This window comes from Sphingopyxis sp. CR5 (genome assembly GCF_059693785.1).
The window spans coordinates 298,593-315,509 of sequence record NZ_JCATIE010000003.1; the positions used below are offsets into that span (position 1 = coordinate 298,593).

Here is a 16,917-nt window from a genome sequence, read left to right on the forward strand (position 1 = left end):
ATTATGGGTACCAAAGCGATCAGCGACGCCAGCTTCCAGGCCGATGTTCTCGACAGCGACACCCCCGTCCTCGTCGATTTCTGGGCCGAATGGTGCGGGCCGTGCAAGATGATCGGCCCCGCGCTCGAAGAGATTTCCGACGAACTGGACGGCAAGGTCGTCATCGCAAAGCTCAATATCGACGACCACCCCGACGCGCCGGCGAAATATGGCGTGCGCGGCATCCCGACAATGATCCTGTTCAAAAATGGCGAAATAGCCGAGACCAAGGTCGGCGCGGCGCCCAAGAGCGCGCTCAAGGGCTGGCTCGAAGGCGCGCTCTGATACCCGCCTTCGTCCCTGCGAAGGCGGGGGCGACGGCTTTGAGGCAGCTCAGCTCCGGTAATCGGCGTTGATGCTGATATATCCGTGCGTCAGGTCGCACGTCCACACGGTCGCGCGACCGTCGCCCAGGCCAAGGTCGGCGCCGATACGGATATCCTGCCCCTTCAGGTGCGCCGCGACCGGTGCTTCGTCATAGCCGTCGACGGGCAGACCGTCCTTCGCGACCCAATGATCGCCGAAGCGGATCGCGAGGCGGTCGCGGTCGGCGGGCTCGCCCGCCTTGCCCACCGCCATCACGACGCGGCCCCAGTTCGCATCCTCGCCCGCGATCGCGGTCTTGACCAGCGGCGAATTGGCGATGGAGAGCGCGACCCGCCTGGCGCTGTCGTCGCTGGCGGCGCCCGATACCTGAACTTCGATGAACTTCGACGCGCCCTCGCCATCGCGCACGACAAGGTGCGCAAGCTCGAGCGCGACCCGTTCGATCGCGGCATAGAGCGCATCGGCACCGGCATCGTCCCAGGACGCGAGCGGCGGATTGCCCGCCCGACCGGTCGCGAAAAGCAGTACCGTGTCGCTCGTCGAAGTGTCGCTGTCGACGGTGATCGCGTTGAAGCTGCCGCCCGTCGCCTTCGCGAGCATGTCCTGAAGCAGCGCCGGCGCGACCGCGGCGTCGGTGAAGATATAGCCCAGCATCGTCGCCATGTCGGGGGCGATCATCCCCGACCCCTTGACGATCCCCGCGACCTGCACCATCCGGTCGCCTACGATCGCACTGGCGGCGGCGCCCTTGGCAAAAGTGTCGGTCGTGCCGATCGTCTCGGCGGCGGCTTCCCACGAGCAGGGCTCGGCGGCCAGCGCCGCGGCGACGCCCGCGCGCGCCTTGTCCTTGGGGAGCGGGACGCCGATCACGCCGGTCGAGCTGACGAACACTTCGCGCGGCTCACAGACGAGATGGTCCGCAACCTGCGTCCGGATCGCCTCGACCGCCTCGCGGCCGCGATAGCCGGTGAAGGCATTGCTGTTGCCCGCATTGACGATCAATGCGCGGCCCGTCCCGCCCGCGATCTGCTCGCGGCCCAGCTCGACTTCGGACGAACAGCAGATGTTGCGCGTGAAGACGCCGGCGACCGTGGTGCCCGGCGCCAGCTCGACATAGGTCAAATCGCAGCGGTCCCATTCCTTGTAGTGCGCGCGCGCGATGCGGCGCGTCACCCCGGCGATGTCGGGAAGGGCGGGGAAGGCGGCGGGCGCGAGCGGCGAGCGGCTGGTCATGGTGGAGCGCGTCTAGCTTTTCGGGCCGAAAAGCAAAACCCCTCCCGTTTACGGGAGGGGCAGCGAGACTTGCGAGCTTACTCGCTAGTCGCAGCGGGGTGGGCAATGCCATGTCGCTGGCCCACCCCCAACCCCTCCCGCAAGCGGGAGGGGAGATACTACGCCGGAACGCCGCTGATCGCCTTGACTTCCATGAAGTCCTTCAGGCCGAACAGCCCGCCTTCGCGGCCATTGCCCGATGCCTTGTAGCCGCCGAAGGGCGCACCCGGCGCCGGGCCCCAATTGTTGACCGCGACCATGCCGGCGCGCAGCTTCGGCGCGACGTTGGCGGCCTTGGCAGGGTCGCCCGAAACGACCGCGGACAGGCCATATTCGGTGTCGTTGGCGATCGCGACCGCCTCGTCGAGATCGGCATATTCCATGATCGTCGCGACGGGACCGAACACCTCTTCCTTGGCGATTCGCATGTCGGGGGTGACGCCCGAGAACACGGTCGGCTTGATGAAATAGCCGCGATTGACGTTCGCGGGCAGGCCGGTGCCGCCCGTCTCCAGCGTCGCGCCTTCGTCGATGGCCGACTGGATCAGGCCCTGGATCTTTTCGAACTGCGCCTTGTTGACGACCGGACCGATGTGTGCGCCTTCGGCCATCGGGTCGCCAACCTGCACCTGGTCGAACATCGTCCTGATGAACGAGACGGCTTCGTCCTTGCGGTCCTTCTGGACCAGGATGCGCGTCGGCGCGATGCAGCTCTGGCCGGTGTTGACGATGACACCCTGAACCGTCGGCGGCAGCACCTTTTCGAAATCGGCGTCGGGCAGGACAAGGTTCGGCGACTTGCCACCGAGCTCCTGGTGCACGCGCTTGACCGTATCGGCAGCGGCCTTTGCGACGAGGATACCGGCGCGGGTCGAGCCGGTGAAGCTCACCATGTCGATGCCGGGATGCGCGGCGATCGCGTTGCCGACCGTCGGACCGTCGCCCTGGACCAGGTTGAACACGCCCGCCGGCACGCCCGCGGCGTCGAGGATCTCGGCAAAGATCGTCGCATTGCCGGGGCATTCTTCGGAGGGCTTGAGGATCATCGTGTTGCCCGCGGCGAGCGAGGGCGCGACCTTCAGCGCGATCTGGTTGAGCGGCCAGTTCCACGGCGTGATCATGCCGACGACGCCGATCGGTTCGTAAACGACCTTGTTCGCGCCCATCTGTTCGCTGAACTGGAAATTCTTGAGCGCCTCGATCGTGCCCAGGAAGCCGCCGATGCCCGCGCCGACCTGTGCGGTGGCGGCAAAGCTGACCGGCGCGCCCATTTCGGCCGCCATCGTCTTGGCCAGGTCGCCGGCGCGCTTCTTATATTCCTCGACGATGCGGCCCATGATTTCGAGCCGTTCCTCGCGGCTCGTCCGCGACCAGCTCTTATAGGCCTCTTTCGCCGCGGCGACGGCGTCGTCGACATCGGCGGCGGTGCCGAGGATGATCGTCGAGGCGGGTTCTTCGGTCGCGGGGTTGATGACGTCGTGCGGTTTGCCGCCCTTGCTGTCGACCCATTGGCCGCCGATGAAATTCTGTTTGAAATGCTGTTCGGTGCTCATGTCCCGTCTCCCATCGGCGTGAATTTACGTCTCGGATTGCTACCTAATCACTCGGCCGGATGAATCAACCATGTTCGTCATCCCGGCGAACGCCGGGATCCCGCCCGCGCAAAGACCCTCCCGCCAAGGGTCGCAAGTGGCGGGAGGGTCGACCGGGCTGCGGGAACCGGCCCGGATGTCGGACGCCTGCGATCAGGCGGCTTCGCGAACCTTCTGGACCGCGGGCAGCAGCATGCCGATCAGGATCGCGATCGGGTTGGTCGCGATCGATGTCGGGCCCTGCTGCGCCTGGGCTGCCGACTGGGCCATTGCAGGGGTCGCCGTCAGCGCGATCGTCAGGGCGATTGCGGGGGCGAGGATCGTCTTCCGGGTCATCATGCCGTCCTTTCCTGTCGTCAAAAACCGGATCGGGGTTTGCCCCGATGCCCTGCTTTTGCCGGACGGCGCGGCACGCCGCGGTGATCGCGATCACTGGCGCGCAAAAAATTCGGCAAGCCCCCCGAAAGGCGCTGGGGTCAGGACCCTGGGAGGCGTGGACAAATTCCCAGTCGAACGAGTGCCCCCTATCGGGACGCTCAAGACGCGGCTTCAACGGCCGGAAAGGGGTGGGACGCGGACTGTCCCCTATCCGTCATCCCGGCGCAGGCCGGGATCTCAAGCTAGCGGATTTCGGCACCGGCGAGATCCCGGCCTTCGCCGGGATGACGATGAGGTAAAGGTCCACCTCCGGTCGTGTCCTGAACGGCAGCTTCCTGTGTGAAACTCTGGAACGCAGTCAAATGACCCGGGCTGGAATTTGTCCACGGCGCCTAGGATCCGGACGCTAACGCTGACGCTTCAATCGTACCAGCGTGGCGTCGAGTTCCTGCAGGAAGCGCGAGCGGTCGGCCTTCGAAAAGGAGGGCGGGCCGCCCATGGCGTCGCTCATCCCCGCGCGCAGGTCGGCCATGATCGCGCGCGTCGCGATCGCGGGGCCGATCGAGGCCGCGGTGAACGGCTTGCCCGTCGGGGCGAGCACCATCGCCCCTGCCTTGAGCGCCCGGTCGGCCAGCAATATGTCGGCGGTAACGACGATGCTGTGCGGCGTCGCGGCGTCGGCGATCCAGTCGTCGGCGGCGTCGAATCCGTCGGACACGACGACGCGTTCGACGAGCGGATGGTCGGGGACGCGCATCCGGCTGTTGCTGACGATCTTCACGGGCACCTCGTGACGCCACGCGACGCGGTAGATTTCATCCTTCACCGGACAGGCGTCGGCATCGACCAGGATCGTCGGCGTCGTCATCCGCCAAGCCCGTCCCAGAGCAGCTTCGCGCCGAGCAGCACCATCAACGCATAGATCAGGACATAGAAGCGTTCCGGGTTCATGCGCTTCATCCAGCGCACCGTCAGCAAGGTCGAACCGATCGCGAGCGGCATCAGCAGCAGCGCCGCGACCACGACCTCGTGCGGGAAAGCGCCGAGCGCCAGATAGGCGGGCACCTTCATCCAGTTGACGATCGCGAAGAGGATCGCGCTCGTCCCGATGAAGGTCAGGTGCGGCAGCTTGCGCGGCGTCACCCACATCTGGAACGGCGGCCCGCCGGCATGCGCGATCTGGCTCGTCAGCCCCATGACCGCGCCAAAGATCGTGCCGACCCACCCCGGCGAGCGCGACGCCGCGACGATCCGGGCGCCGCGCTCGACCCACAGGCGATAGAGGCCGAAGGCGAGCGTGATCGCGCCGAGCGCCGCCATCAGCTGCGCCTCGTTCACCCGCTCGGCATAGAACCAGCCTGCCGCGACGCCGACCGCGGCGCCGGGCAGCATCCAGCCGACGATCCAGCCGTCCCATGTCTTGCGAAAGGCCCAGACGCTGATCACGTCCTGCACGATCAGGATCGGCAGCAGCAGCGCCGCCGCGGTCGCGGGCGGCAACACCAGCGCGGCGAGAGGGGTCGCGAGTGCGCCCACGCCCGCAAGCCCGCCCTTCGCCATGCCGAGCAGGATCACCGCGACGACCAGCACGCCGAGGGTCAGCGGATCGGCGAGCAGGCTCATTCGGCGGTGAGCGGCGGCGGGTCGGCGGGCAGTTGCCAGTCGATCGCGCCGCGCCCATGCGCTTCCAGAAACGCGTTCGCCTGGCTGAACGGGCGCGACCCGAAAAAGCCGTTATGCGCCGACAGCGGCGAGGGGTGCGGCGCGCGCAGGATCAGATGCGGGCTTCCGGGTGCCAGCGCGGGCACATTCGCCGCCTTGCGCTGCGCATGGCTGCCCCACAGGATGAAGACCTTGGGCGCGGGGTCGGCGGCGACCGCCGCGACCGCGGCGTCGGTGAAACGCTCCCACCCCTTTTTCTGGTGCGAAGCCGCCTGCCCGGCCTCGACCGTCAGGCAGTTGTTGAGCAGCAGCACGCCCTGGTCGGCCCAGCTCTTCAAATAGCCGTGGCGCGCCGGCGGGATGCCGAGATCGCTCTGCATTTCCTTGTAGATGTTGACCAGGCTCGGTGGGGTGCGCACGCCGGGCTGGACCGAAAAGCACAGGCCGTGCGCCTGGCCGGGACCATGATAGGGGTCCTGCCCCAGGATCACGACGCGAACGTCCTGCGGCGGGGTCGCGTCGAGCGCCGCGAACCAGTGCGAAGGGCGCGGATAGATGCGCTTGCCCTTCGCGCGTTCGGCGGCAAGAAACGCCTTCAGATCGGCCATATAGGGCTGTTCGAACTCGCCGCCGATCGCGGCGAGCCAGTCGGGATGGAGCTTGACCTCGGCCATGCGGCCTTCGACCAGAGCCGCGCGGCCTTGTCCAGTGGCTTGTCCGCCGCTAGGCACGGGCGCGAAGGGATGCGGCATGGCAGACGGGATCGGCGAAACACTCGAAGGGCTCGAGGCGGTGGTGAAGGACCGCCTCGCCGCCGCGGATGCGGGTGCCTCCTACGTCGCAAGCCTCGCCGCCAAGGGGCGCGGCAAGATCGCGCAGAAGCTGGGCGAGGAAGCGGTCGAAACCGTGATTGCGGCGCTGACCCAGGATGACGCCGCACTCACCGGCGAGGCTGCCGACCTCGTGTTCCACCTGACCGTCCTGCTCGGCGAGCGCGGTCTCGGCTGGGACGATGTCGCCGCCGAACTCGCGCGCCGTCACGGCATCTCGGGCCACGCCGAAAAGGCCGCCCGCCAGCAATAGGAGGATCTATGGCGATCGACGCGACCCAGGCCTATGACGACAGCAATATCTTCGCGCGCATCCTGCGGGGCGAGCTGCCGTGCAACACGGTGTTCGAGGACGAGCATGTCCTCGCCTTCCACGACATCAACCCCCAGGCGCCGCTGCACATCCTGGTTATCCCCAAGGGCGCCTATGTCAGCTGGGACGATTTTTCGGAGCGCGCGAGCGAGGCCGAAATCGCGGCCTTCGTCCGCGCGGCGGGCCGGATCGCGCGCGACCAGGGCCTCGTCGCCCCCGGCTACCGCCTGCTCGCCAACGTCGGGCTCGACAGCCATCAGGAAATCGGACACCTTCATGTCCATATTTTCGCCGGCAAACCGCTCGGGCCGATGCTCGCTCGCTAGCCGGTCAGCGACGAAGCGTGCAAAAACAGCGATGAAAACTGGACACGGTCACGACGATACCGCAAGATAGGGCTCCACGGGTCGCGCGAAGCCAGGGAGACGCGAGGGATGAAAGTCGATGGACGGGCGCTGGTGCGCGGGCTGGCGGGCAAGCTGCGCTTCGCGCTTCTGCTGCCCCTGATGGTCGCGGTCGCCGCGGCGGGCAGCGACAGCGTCCCGCAGGTCACCCTTGCGACCCCCGGCAGTGCTGGCAGCGGCGACGGCACGATCACGCGCTTCACCCTGCGCTTTTCCGAAGACATGGTCCCGCTCGGCGACCCGCGCGCGAAGGCGCCGGCGACGAACGACTGCAAGCTGCCCGCGACCGGGCGCTGGGTCGACACGCGGACCTGGGTTCTCGAATTCGACAAGCCGCTTCCGGGCGGCAAGCGCTGCCATGTCGAGCTGCGCCCCGATCTGACGACCGCGCGCGGCGTGTCGGTGGTCGGCAACGACCGGTTCGCGATCGACACCGGCGGCCCGTCGGCGCGCGCGGTGCTCGCGGGCGGCACCTATGAGGGGATCGAGGAGGACCAGATCTTCCTCGTCGCGGCCAATGTTGCGCCCGACCGCGCCTCGGTCGGCCGCTACGCCTATTGCGCGGTCGACGGCATCGGCGAGAAAATCCCCGTCGACGTCCTCCCGCGCGAGACCGCGGAGAAAATCCTGGCCGGCCTGGGCAAGAGCGACTGGAAGCGTCAGTCCTTTGCCTATGACGCGGGCCTCCCCGACCCGCTACCCGCCGCGGGCGCCGACCGCGACGCGGCGCTCGACCGCATCGTCCCGCTGAAATGCCGCCGCCCGCTGCCCCCGGGACGCGAGATGGCGCTCGTCTGGGACGCGCGCATCGCGCAGGCGGGGGCGACCGGCCGCACCGCGGGCCGCGACCAGCGCTTCGACTATGACGTGCGCCCCGCCTTCACCGCGAAGATGGCGTGCAGCCGCGTCAATCCACAGGCGGGATGCAATCCGATCGAGGACATCCGGCTGACCTTCGCCTCGCCCGTCGCGCGCGACACCGCGCTCGCCGCGGTGCTCGCCACCGCCGACGGCCAGCGCCTGATCCCCCGGGCGAACGACGATGACAAGAACGACCCCTGGCTCACCGAAGTCCGCTTCGCCGGCCCGCTGCCCCAGAATGTCGAGGCGACGCTGACCCTGCCCGAGGGCGTTCGCGACCAGAGCGGCCGCTCGCTCGCCAACGCCGGCAATTTCCCGCTGACCTTCGGCATCGACCGCGCCCCGCCGCTGGTCAAGTTCGCCGCGCCCTTCGGTATATTGGAGGCGAGCGAGGGCGGCGTGCTGCCCGTCACCGTGCGCGGGGTCGAAGCCTCGCTGGTGCAAAAAAACCTTCAGATGCCCGCACGCACGCTGCGCGTCGGCGACGACGCCGCCGCGATCGCGCGCTGGCTGAAGCGCGTCGACGATGCCGGAGACAGCGATTACCGCCGCGAACCGGGCCCCGACGGCACCGAAGTCACGGTCAACTATACCGGCACCGAATCGGTGTTCGGCGAGGGCGCGCCCGCGGGTGGCACCCGCCGCGACCTCGCCCTGACCCCGCCGGGCGGCGGCAAGGCGTTCGAGGTCGTCGGGATCCCGCTCAAGCAAAAGGGCTTCCACGTCGTCGAGATCGCGAGCCCCGAACTCGGCGCCGCGCTGCTCGGGCGCAAGGCGACGCGCTATGTCGCCACCGCCGCGCTCGTCACCGACATGGCGGTGCATTTCAAATGGGGCCGCGAAAATTCGCTCGCTTGGGTCACTTCGCTGTCGAGCGGGAAGCCCGTCGCGGGCGCACAGATTCGCGTCACCGACGGCTGCACGGGGCGCCTGCTCGCCAGCGGCACCGCCGACAAGGCCGGCCGTCTCGCCTTCCCCAAGGGATTGCCAGAGCCCTCGACCTGGTCAAGCTGCGAGGACGATCCCGACCCGATGGACAGCGAGGATCATGCGCTGATGGTCACCGCGCGCGCGGGCGATGATTTCAGCTTCACGCTCACCGACTGGGGCAAGGGCATCCGGCCCTATGACTTCGACCTGCCCTATGGCTGGTCGGCGCGCGAGGACATGATCCACACCGTCTTCGACCGCGCGCTCGTCAAGGCGGGCGAGACCGTCCACATGAAGCATATCCTGCGTCGTCCGGTCGGCACGGGATTCAGGATTCCCGAAGCGATGTCGGGAACGCTGCGCCTGCGCCATCGCGGCTCGGACACCGAGTTTGAAATGCCCTTCTCGATTGCCGCGAGCGGCAGCGGCGAAACGAGCTGGGACGTCCCCAAATCGGCGCCGATGGGCGATTACGACCTCGTCTTCGTCACCAAGGACAAGAAGGGCGAGGAACAGACGCGCTGGACCGACCAGTCGATTCGCGTCGACGAATATCGCCTGCCCACGATGAAGGCCGAGGTCACGGGACCGAAAGCGCCGCCGGTCCGTCCGGCCAGCGTGCCCCTGTCGCTGTTCGTCGGCTATCTGTCGGGCGGCCCGGCGCCCGGCCTGCCGGTCGAGCTTCGCACCAATTTCCGCCCGAGCTGGACCGCGCCGCAGGATTTTGGCGACTGGGATTTCGACGGCCAGCCGGTCAAGGAAGGCATCGTGCGCCTCGACGACGACGGCGACGTGCCGCGCGCCGACATGCCGCTCGCGCGTTCGGTGCCGCTGACATTGGGAGCCGACGGGACGGCAAAGACCGATGTCGTCGTCGACGAACCGATCGGCGAGCCGACGGCGATGACGGTCGAGATGGACTATGCCGATGCCAATGGCGAAACGCTGACCTCCAGCCGCCGGATCACCCTCTACCCCTCGGCGGTGCGCCTCGGGCTCAAGACCGACGGCTGGCTGATGCGCGACGACGATCTGCGGCTCAAGTTCGTCGCGCTCGACCTAGATGGAAAACCGATCCGCGGCCAGCGCATCCAGGTCGCGCTCTACAATCGCGAGATCATCACCGCGCGGCGGCGCTTGATCGGCGGCTTCTATGCCTATGACAACCAGATGCGCACGACCAGGCTCGCGACGCATTGCAGCACCTCGACCGACAAGCTCGGCCGCGCGAGCTGCGCGATGGCACCGGGCGTTTCGGGGGAAGTCACCGTCGTCGCGACCACGACCGACGAGGGCGGCAACGAAGCGCGCGCGGTGCGCTCGGTCTGGCTCGCGGGCGACGACGACTGGTGGTTCGGCGGCGACAATGGCGACCGCATGGACGTGATCCCCGAACAGCCGCGCTACGCCGCGGGCGAAACCGCGCGCTTCCAGGTCCGCATGCCCTTCCGCGAGGCGACCGCGCTCGTCACCGTCGAGCGCGAAGGCGTGCTCTCCAGCTTCGTCACCCCGCTTTCGGGCACCGATCCGGTGGTCAAGGTCAAGCTGCCCGCCACCTATGCCCCCGACGTCTATGTGTCGGTGATGGCGGTGCGCGGGCGCGTGACCGGCCAGGAAAGCTGGTTCCGCAAGATGAAGCGCGCGGTCGGTTTCGAGATCGAAAAGAGCGAGGCGGCGCCGCCGACCGCGCTCGTCGACCTGGCCAAGCCCAGCTACCGGCTCGGCATCGCGCGGATCAAGGTCGGATGGGAAGGGCACCAGCTCGCGGTCAAGGTCGGAACCGACAAGGAAAGCTATGCGGTGCGCGATACCGCAAAGGCCAGCATCGAGGTCAGGACGCCGGGCGGCAAGCCCGCGGCCGGCGCCGACGTCGCCTTCGTCGCGGTCGACGAGGCGCTGCTCCAGCTTGCACCCAATGAAAGCTGGAAACTGCTCGATGCGATGATGGGCGACCGCACGCTCGACGTCCTCACCTCGACCGCGCAGATGCAGGTCGTCGGCAAGCGCCATTACGGACGCAAGGCGCTCGAGCCCGGCGGGGGTGGCGGCGGCGACCTTTCGGGTCTGACGCGCGAGGATTTCCGTCCGGTCCTGCTCTGGAAAGGCCATGTCGCGCTCGACAGCCGCGGCCGTGCCACGGTCGATGTCCCGCTCTCCGACAATCTTTCCGCTTTCCGTCTGGTCGCGATCGCGACCGACGGGTCGCAATATTTCGGCACCGGCGAGGCGAGCGTGCGCACCGTGCAGGATCTTGCCCTCTTCGCGGGACTCCCCGACATCGTCCGCACCGGCGACAGCTATGACGCGCGGTTCACGCTCCGCAACGGCACCGACAAGCCGATGACGGTCACCGCGACCCCGTCGCTCAGCCCCGCGATCGCCACCGGAAATCCGCTCACCGTTACCATTCCCGCTGGCGGCGCGGTGCCGATCAGCTGGTCGATGACCGCGCCCGATACCGCCGGTGCGCTCAAATGGACGATCGAAGCCGCGTCGAAGGACGGCAAGCAGCGCGACCGGCTCGTGTTCGACCAGACGGTCGAGCCCGCGGTACCGGTCGAAACCTGGGCCGCCAGCCTGCTCCATGTCGGCACCGGCGCCGGTGCCGCCACCGGCCTGCCGATCGCGCCGCCCGCCGGCGCGCTTCCCGGCGGATATGTCGATATCGCATTGTCGGACACGCTCGCGCCGCCGCTCGCGGGGGTGCGCGCCTATATGACGGCCTATCCCTACGATTGTTTCGAGCAGGCGACCTCGCGCGCGATCGCACTCGGCGATCTCGGCAAGTGGCAGGCGCTCGCCGGCGCGATGCCGACCTATCTCGATGACGACGGGCTGCTCCGCTACTGGCCGAGCGAGCGCTTGCAGGGCTCGCCCGAACTCACCGCCTATGTCCTCGCGATCACCGCGGCGAACGGCTTTGCGATCCCCGAGGCGTCCAGGGCAAAGATGATCGCCGCGCTCCAGGCGCTCGTCGAGGGACGGCTGACCCGCAAGGGCTATGGCCCTTACGACATCCGCCCGGTCCGCATCGCCGCACTCGCCGCGCTCGCGCGCAACAAGGCGTCGAGCGCGCAACTGATGGCGGCGGTCGACATGGCGCCCCAGGACATGACGACGGGCACGCTCGCCGACTGGCTCGTCGCGATCGACGCGACCCCGGGGGTCCGGAATGCGCCGCGCCTGCGCGCCGCGGCCGAGGCGGAGCTTCGCAAGCGGCTCGTCTACGAAGGCACACGGCTCGACCTCGTCGACGAAGCGCACGCGCCCTGGTGGATGATGGCGAGCGGCGACGAGATGGCGATCAAGACGCTCGACGCGCTGCTCGGCCGGGACGGCTGGCAGGATGACGCCGGACGGCTGATGACCGGCGTCGCGCAGCGCCAGCGCCGCGGCCACTGGGACACCACCCCGGCGAATGCCTGGGGGGCAACGGTGGTGCGCCGCTTCGCCGATCTCTATCCGGCGAGCGCGATCACCGGCACGACCCGCGTGTCGCTCGCCGGCGGCAGCGCGGCACAATCCTGGCCCCTGCGCGCCGACGCACAGCCGCTGCGCGTGCCGCTGGTCGCGGGACCGCTGAGCCTGCGCCACGACGGCGGCGGGTCGCCGTGGGCGACGGTCAGCGTCAAGGCCGCGGTGCCGCTGAAAGAACCGCTGAACGCCGGCTACCGGATCAAGCGGACGATGAGCATCGTCAAGGCGGCCAATCCCGGGCGGCTGGTGCGCGGCGACGTGGTCAAGGTGCGGATAGAGGTCACCGCGAGCGCGGGCCGCACCTGGGTCGTCGTCAACGACCCGATCCCGCCCGGCGCGACGATCGTCGGCAACTTCGGCGGCCAGTCGCAAATGCTCGCCGACCAGGCGGGGGGCGAGGGCTGGCAGCCCAGCTATGTCGAGCGCCGCAAGGACAGCTGGCGCGGCTATTTCGGCTGGATGCCCGCGGGCACCCACGCGGTCGAATATGTCGTGCGGCTGAACGGCTCGGGCCGCTTCACCCTGCCGCCGACGCGCGTCGAGGCCATGTACTCGCCCGCGATCCGCGGTCAGTGGCCGAATGGGTCGATGACCGTCGCGGGATCGGCGGAGTGAGGGGCGGCTATTCTTGCTGTGTGCCGCCGCGCTCCTTCTGTGTGTCCCCGCGAAGGCGGGGACCCATCTCCTGCCTGTGCCATCTCGCACCGGCAGGAGATGGACTCCCGCCTTCGCGGGAGCACACCACGGATTGAACGGTGGGAACGCACCCCCCCGAACGCCGCCTCTTCGACGCCTTCGCCTGGGCGGCACTCGCGGCGCTGATCCTCGTCACCGCGGCGCACCTCGTCACGCGTCCGCCCGCGATGCCTGCCTATGCCGACGCGCGCGCCGCGTGGCAGCCCAGCGAGGCGTGGCTCTATGATCGCGACGGGCGGCTGCTCGATACCGAGCGCGTCGATTTCCAGCGGCGTCGCCTCGCATGGGTGCCGCTGAAAGATGTCAGCCCCGCGGTGCGCGCGGCCGTCGTCCGATCCGAGGACCGGCGCTTCTGGTCGCACGGCGGGGTCGACTGGCTCGCGATCGCCGCCGCGTTGCGCGCGCGCTGGACCGGCGGCCCCTCGCGCGGCGCCTCGACGCTCGCGATGCAGCTCGCGGGATTCCTGTCGCCCGACATCGCGCAGCCGGGGCGGCGCGACTGGCTTGCCAAGATTCGCCAGATTCGCGCCGGCCAGGCGCTCGCGTCGCGCTGGAGCCGCGCCCAGATCCTCGAGGCCTATCTGAACCTCGTGCCGTTGCGCGGCGAGGCGCAGGGGATCGGCGCCGGGGCGAACAGCCTGTTCGGCAAGCGCCCTGCCGACTTGACCCGCACCGACGCCGCGCTTTTCGCCGGGCTGCTGCCCGATCCGTCGGCGGGCGCAAAGGCGCTCGGCGCGCGCGCCTGCCGCATTGCCGGGACGGCCGATTGCAGCGCGATCGACGCCGCCGCCGCGACCCTCGTCTCGGGCGCGCGCGCGGCACGGCTCGACCCCGCGCTCGCCCCGCATCTCGCGATCCGCCTGCTCGACAAGCCGGGCAAGCGCGTCACGACGACGATCGACCGGCGCGCACAGCGCATCGCGATTGCGGCGATGCGGCGTCAGCTCAAGGGGCTCGGCGCGGAGCGCGTACGCGACGGCGCAGTCGTCGTTCTCGACAACCGGACCGGCGACGTGCTCGCCTATGTCGGCGGGGTCGGGCTCGGCTCGACGGCCGCCGCGGTCGACGGCGCGAGCGCGCGGCGACAGGCGGGCTCGACGCTCAAGCCGCATCTCTATGCGCAGGTGATCGAAAAGCGCTGGCTGACCGCCGCCTCGATCCTCGACGACAGCCCGGTGCAACTCGACACCGCCTCGGGCCTCTATGTGCCCAAGAATTACGACCACAGCTTCAAGGGGCCGGTGACGGTGCGCAAGGCGCTCGCCAGCTCGCTCAACGTCCCCGCGGTGCGCACCCTTGTTCTCGACGATGTCCAGCAATTCCGCGACCGCCTCTGGGCGCTCGGCTACCACGGGCTCGTCGAGGACGGCGACTATTACGGCTTCAGCCTCGCGCTCGGCTCGGCCGAAGTTTCGCTCGTCGAACAAGCTAACGCATTCAGAACATTGGCGAACCTAGGGAAATGGTCCCCTGTGAGCTTTGTCGCTACGCGGCACCTTCGGCAACAACCGCGCCAGGTCGTCAGCCCCGGCGCCGCCTTCATCGTCGACGACATCCTCTCCGACGCCACCGCGCGCACCGACGCCTTCGGCGCCGACAGCGCGCTGCGCCTGCCGTTCTGGGCGGCGGCAAAGACCGGCACGTCAAAGGGGATGCGCGACAATTGGTGCATCGGCTTTTCCGACCGCTACACCGTCGCGGTGTGGGTCGGCAATCTCGAGGGCGATTCGATGCACGCGGTCTCGGGCACCTCGGGCGCGGCGCCGGTTTGGCGCGATGTGATGATGGCGCTGCACGAAGGGCATCCGGGCAAGCCGCCGGCGATCCCCGCCGGAATAGAGGCGCGGCGGATCGCGCTGCCGGGCACGCGCGAACCGCCGCGGCGCGAATATTTCCTCTCCGGAACTGCGCAGGCCGAAATGGCCGCGGCGCCCGAAGCCGCGCGCCGTCCGCGCATCACCAGCCCGGTCAGCGGCAGCGTCTATGCGATCGATCCCGACATTCCGGCCGATCGCCAACGGCTCGGCGTCGCGGTCAGCGGCGCGGTCGCCGGGCATCGCCTGCTCCTCGACAAACGGCCGCTCGGCGATGCCGGCGCGGGCCTTCAGATCGTGCCGCGCCCGGGCAGTCATATCCTCGCGCTCGTCGACCCCGGCGGGCGGACGATCGACCGCATCCGTTTCACCGTGCGATAGGCCGCGTGTCACACGGCTGAAATTAAGTTGCGCTGACCGAAGGAGCGGCTAGTCTGTCCCGCCAGGAGACGGGCGCCCTCCCGGCGTCCCGACAAGGGGACATTCGCATGATATTTGGTCGCGTCAAACCACTCGACGCCATCTTGGCCACGGCCCAGAAGAAATCGCTCGCCCGCACGCTCGGGCCGATCCAGCTCACCCTGCTCGGGGTCGGCGCCATCATCGGGACGGGCATTTTCGTCCTGACTGCCGAAGCCGCGCAAAAGGCCGGCCCCGGCATGATGTGGAGCTTCGTGGTCGCCGGGCTCGTCTGTGCCGTCGCGGCGCTCTGCTATTCCGAAATCGCGTCGATGGTCCCGGTGTCGGGCTCCGCCTATACCTATACCTATGCGGTGATGGGCGAATTGCTCGCCTGGATGGTCGGCTGGGCGCTGATCCTCGAATATGCCGTCGCGGCCAGCGCCGTGTCGGTCGGCTGGTCGGGATATTTCGTCGGCCTGTTGCAAAGTTGGGGGATCGAATTGCCCCATGCGCTGATCGTCGGCCCCTATGCCGGCGGCATCGTCAACCTGCCGGCGCTCGTCATTGCGCTGCTGATTACCGGCCTGCTGATGATCGGCACGACCGAAAGCGCGCGCGTCAACGCCGTGCTGGTGGCGATCAAGGTCACCGCGCTCACGGTGTTCATCGCGCTGACGCTGCCGGTGATCAAGGGTGCCGAGTTCGAACCCTTCATGCCCAACGGCTGGACCGGTAACGGCAATGGTTCGGGGCTGGGCGTGATCGGCGCCGCGGCGTCGATCTTTTTCGCCTATGTCGGCTTCGATGCGGTTTCGACCGCCGCGGAGGAAACCAAGAATCCCCAGCGCAATGTGCCGATCGGACTGATCGGCAGCCTCGCGATCTGCACCGTCTTCTACCTGCTCGTCGCCGCCGGGGCGATCGGCACCGTCGGTGCCCAGCCGGTTGCCGGCCCCGCCGGCGAAGTGCTCCAGCCCGGCACGCCGGCGCTGGCTGCGCAATGTCAGGCGCTGATCGATGCCGGCCGCGAACCGCTCGTCTGTTCGCGTGAAGCTCTTGCTCATGTGTTGCGCGTCATCGGCTGGGAACGCGTCGGCGACCTGATCGGCGTCGCCGCTTTCCTTGCGCTGCCGTCGGTCATCCTGATCATGCTGTTCGGTCAGACGCGCATCTTCTTCGTGATGGCGCGCGACGGCCTGCTGCCCGAAAAGCTGGCGACGATCCACCCGAAGTGGAAAACGCCGCACGTCGTGACGATGATCACCGGCGTGGCGGTCGCCTTCTTTGCGGCTTTCCTGCCCGTGGGCCAGCTCGCGGACATTTCGAATTCGGGGACGCTCTTCGCCTTCTTCATGGTCGCAATCGCGGTGCTGATCCTGCGCCGGACCCAGCCGAATCGCCATCGGCCTTTCCGCACCCCGCTCGTGTGGGTCGTCGCGCCGCTCGCGATCGTCGGCACCGTCGGGCTCTATGCGAACCTGCCGTTCGTATCGAAGATGGTTCTCCCAGCCTGGGGTGGCGTCGGGCTCGTCGTCTATTTCCTCTACGGATATCGTAAGAGCCATGTCGGACGCGGCCTCGTAGAGGTGCACGAAGAGGACAGCGATGCGCCGCCGCAACCGGTTCCGCCGATCGAGTGATCGATCAGGGCAGCGGTCAAGGGAAAGGGGGCTTCTGGCCCCCTTTCTTTTGCGCTCTGGCGTCAGGACCCTCAGGCGGCGCCGGACCGCAGCATCCGCAACCTCTGATCCGTCATTGCGCGGAGCGCAGCGACGAAGCCATCTCCAGCTGTCGTCCGGACCGACTGGTGACTGGAGATTGCTTCGTTCCGCTTGCAACGACGCATAGGGAGGCGAAAGGGGTAAGGGGCCCACCCGATTGTAGCTGCGCGCGGCGGGATAGCCCGCCGCCGACGGGACC

12 protein-coding genes are annotated in these 16,917 nt (G+C 68.5%); 6 read left to right on the plus strand and 6 right to left on the minus strand.

Annotated elements, in window-relative coordinates; all coding sequences use genetic code 11:
• Positions 1-3: 3 nt before the first annotated feature.
• Complete coding sequence (gene trxA / locus AC58D2_RS06320; protein ID WP_497388397.1) at positions 4-324, plus strand: thioredoxin TrxA; 321 nt, start codon at positions 4-6, stop codon at positions 322-324.
• Between the two features lie 48 nt (positions 325-372).
• On the opposite strand, the gene argJ is transcribed toward trxA, so the two are convergent.
• The 6 genes from argJ to ung all read right to left on the minus strand — a co-directional run bounded on the left by argJ (position 373) and on the right by ung (position 5,944).
• Positions 373-1,599, minus strand: coding sequence for a bifunctional glutamate N-acetyltransferase/amino-acid acetyltransferase ArgJ (gene argJ / locus AC58D2_RS06325; protein ID WP_497388399.1), 1,227 nt, complete (start codon positions 1,597-1,599; stop codon positions 373-375).
• 158 nt (positions 1,600-1,757) lie between these two features.
• Positions 1,758-3,191, minus strand: coding sequence for an aldehyde dehydrogenase family protein (locus AC58D2_RS06330; protein WP_497388401.1), 1,434 nt, complete (start codon positions 3,189-3,191; stop codon positions 1,758-1,760).
• A 192-nt stretch (positions 3,192-3,383) separates the two neighbouring features.
• A complete protein-coding gene (locus AC58D2_RS06335; protein WP_497388403.1) occupies positions 3,384-3,569 on the minus strand; it encodes a hypothetical protein in 186 nt (61 codons plus the stop codon).
• Between the two features lie 445 nt (positions 3,570-4,014).
• A complete protein-coding gene (locus AC58D2_RS06340) occupies positions 4,015-4,476 on the minus strand; it encodes a YaiI/YqxD family protein (RefSeq protein WP_497388405.1) in 462 nt (153 codons plus the stop codon).
• Positions 4,473-5,231, minus strand: a complete 759-nt coding sequence (locus AC58D2_RS06345) for a sulfite exporter TauE/SafE family protein (protein WP_497388407.1) — start codon at positions 5,229-5,231, stop codon at positions 4,473-4,475. The genes AC58D2_RS06340 and AC58D2_RS06345 overlap by 4 nt, the downstream gene beginning before the upstream one ends.
• Complete coding sequence (gene ung / locus AC58D2_RS06350) at positions 5,228-5,944, minus strand: uracil-DNA glycosylase (RefSeq protein ID WP_497388590.1); 717 nt, start codon at positions 5,942-5,944, stop codon at positions 5,228-5,230. Before ung ends, AC58D2_RS06345 begins: the two co-directional genes overlap by 4 nt.
• An 88-nt stretch (positions 5,945-6,032) precedes the next feature.
• Between ung and AC58D2_RS06355 the strand changes: the two genes are divergently transcribed.
• The 5 genes from AC58D2_RS06355 (at position 6,033) to AC58D2_RS06375 (ending at position 16,637) form a co-directional block, all read left to right on the plus strand.
• Entirely contained in the window at positions 6,033-6,353 is a 321-nt protein-coding gene (locus AC58D2_RS06355) for a phosphoribosyl-ATP diphosphatase (protein ID WP_497388592.1), read from the plus strand.
• An 8-nt stretch (positions 6,354-6,361) separates the two neighbouring features.
• A complete protein-coding gene (locus AC58D2_RS06360; protein ID WP_497388409.1) occupies positions 6,362-6,739 on the plus strand; it encodes a histidine triad nucleotide-binding protein in 378 nt (125 codons plus the stop codon).
• 108 nt (positions 6,740-6,847) lie between these two features.
• Entirely contained in the window at positions 6,848-12,700 is a 5,853-nt protein-coding gene (locus tag AC58D2_RS06365; protein WP_497388411.1) for an alpha-2-macroglobulin family protein, read from the plus strand.
• A gap of 140 nt (positions 12,701-12,840) precedes the next feature.
• Positions 12,841-14,976 carry a penicillin-binding protein 1C gene (gene pbpC / locus AC58D2_RS06370; protein WP_497388413.1) on the plus strand — a complete coding sequence of 712 codons (2,136 nt, stop codon included), beginning with the start codon at positions 12,841-12,843 and terminating at the stop codon, positions 14,974-14,976.
• A 107-nt stretch (positions 14,977-15,083) separates the two neighbouring features.
• Positions 15,084-16,637: an amino acid permease gene (locus AC58D2_RS06375; protein WP_497388415.1), complete on the plus strand. Its 1,554-nt coding sequence runs from the start codon at positions 15,084-15,086 to the stop codon at positions 16,635-16,637.
• Positions 16,638-16,917: the final 280 nt, after the last annotated feature.

What these genes read in the sequence shown, in the direction of transcription:
- trxA (WP_497388397.1), top strand. Translation starts at nt 4, where the DNA reads ATGGGTACCAAAGCGATCAGCGACGCCAGCTTCCAGGCCGATGTTCTC.
- argJ (WP_497388399.1), bottom strand. Translation starts at nt 1,599, where the DNA reads ATGACCAGCCGCTCGCCGCTCGCGCCCGCCGCCTTCCCCGCCCTTCCC.
- AC58D2_RS06330 (WP_497388401.1), bottom strand. Translation starts at nt 3,191, where the DNA reads ATGAGCACCGAACAGCATTTCAAACAGAATTTCATCGGCGGCCAATGG.
- AC58D2_RS06335 (WP_497388403.1), bottom strand. Translation starts at nt 3,569, where the DNA reads ATGATGACCCGGAAGACGATCCTCGCCCCCGCAATCGCCCTGACGATC.
- AC58D2_RS06340 (WP_497388405.1), bottom strand. Translation starts at nt 4,476, where the DNA reads ATGACGACGCCGACGATCCTGGTCGATGCCGACGCCTGTCCGGTGAAG.
- AC58D2_RS06345 (WP_497388407.1), bottom strand. Translation starts at nt 5,231, where the DNA reads ATGAGCCTGCTCGCCGATCCGCTGACCCTCGGCGTGCTGGTCGTCGCG.
- ung (WP_497388590.1), bottom strand. Translation starts at nt 5,944, where the DNA reads ATGGCCGAGGTCAAGCTCCATCCCGACTGGCTCGCCGCGATCGGCGGC.
- AC58D2_RS06360 (WP_497388409.1), top strand. Translation starts at nt 6,362, where the DNA reads ATGGCGATCGACGCGACCCAGGCCTATGACGACAGCAATATCTTCGCG.
- AC58D2_RS06365 (WP_497388411.1), top strand. Translation starts at nt 6,848, where the DNA reads ATGAAAGTCGATGGACGGGCGCTGGTGCGCGGGCTGGCGGGCAAGCTG.
- AC58D2_RS06375 (WP_497388415.1), top strand. Translation starts at nt 15,084, where the DNA reads ATGATATTTGGTCGCGTCAAACCACTCGACGCCATCTTGGCCACGGCC.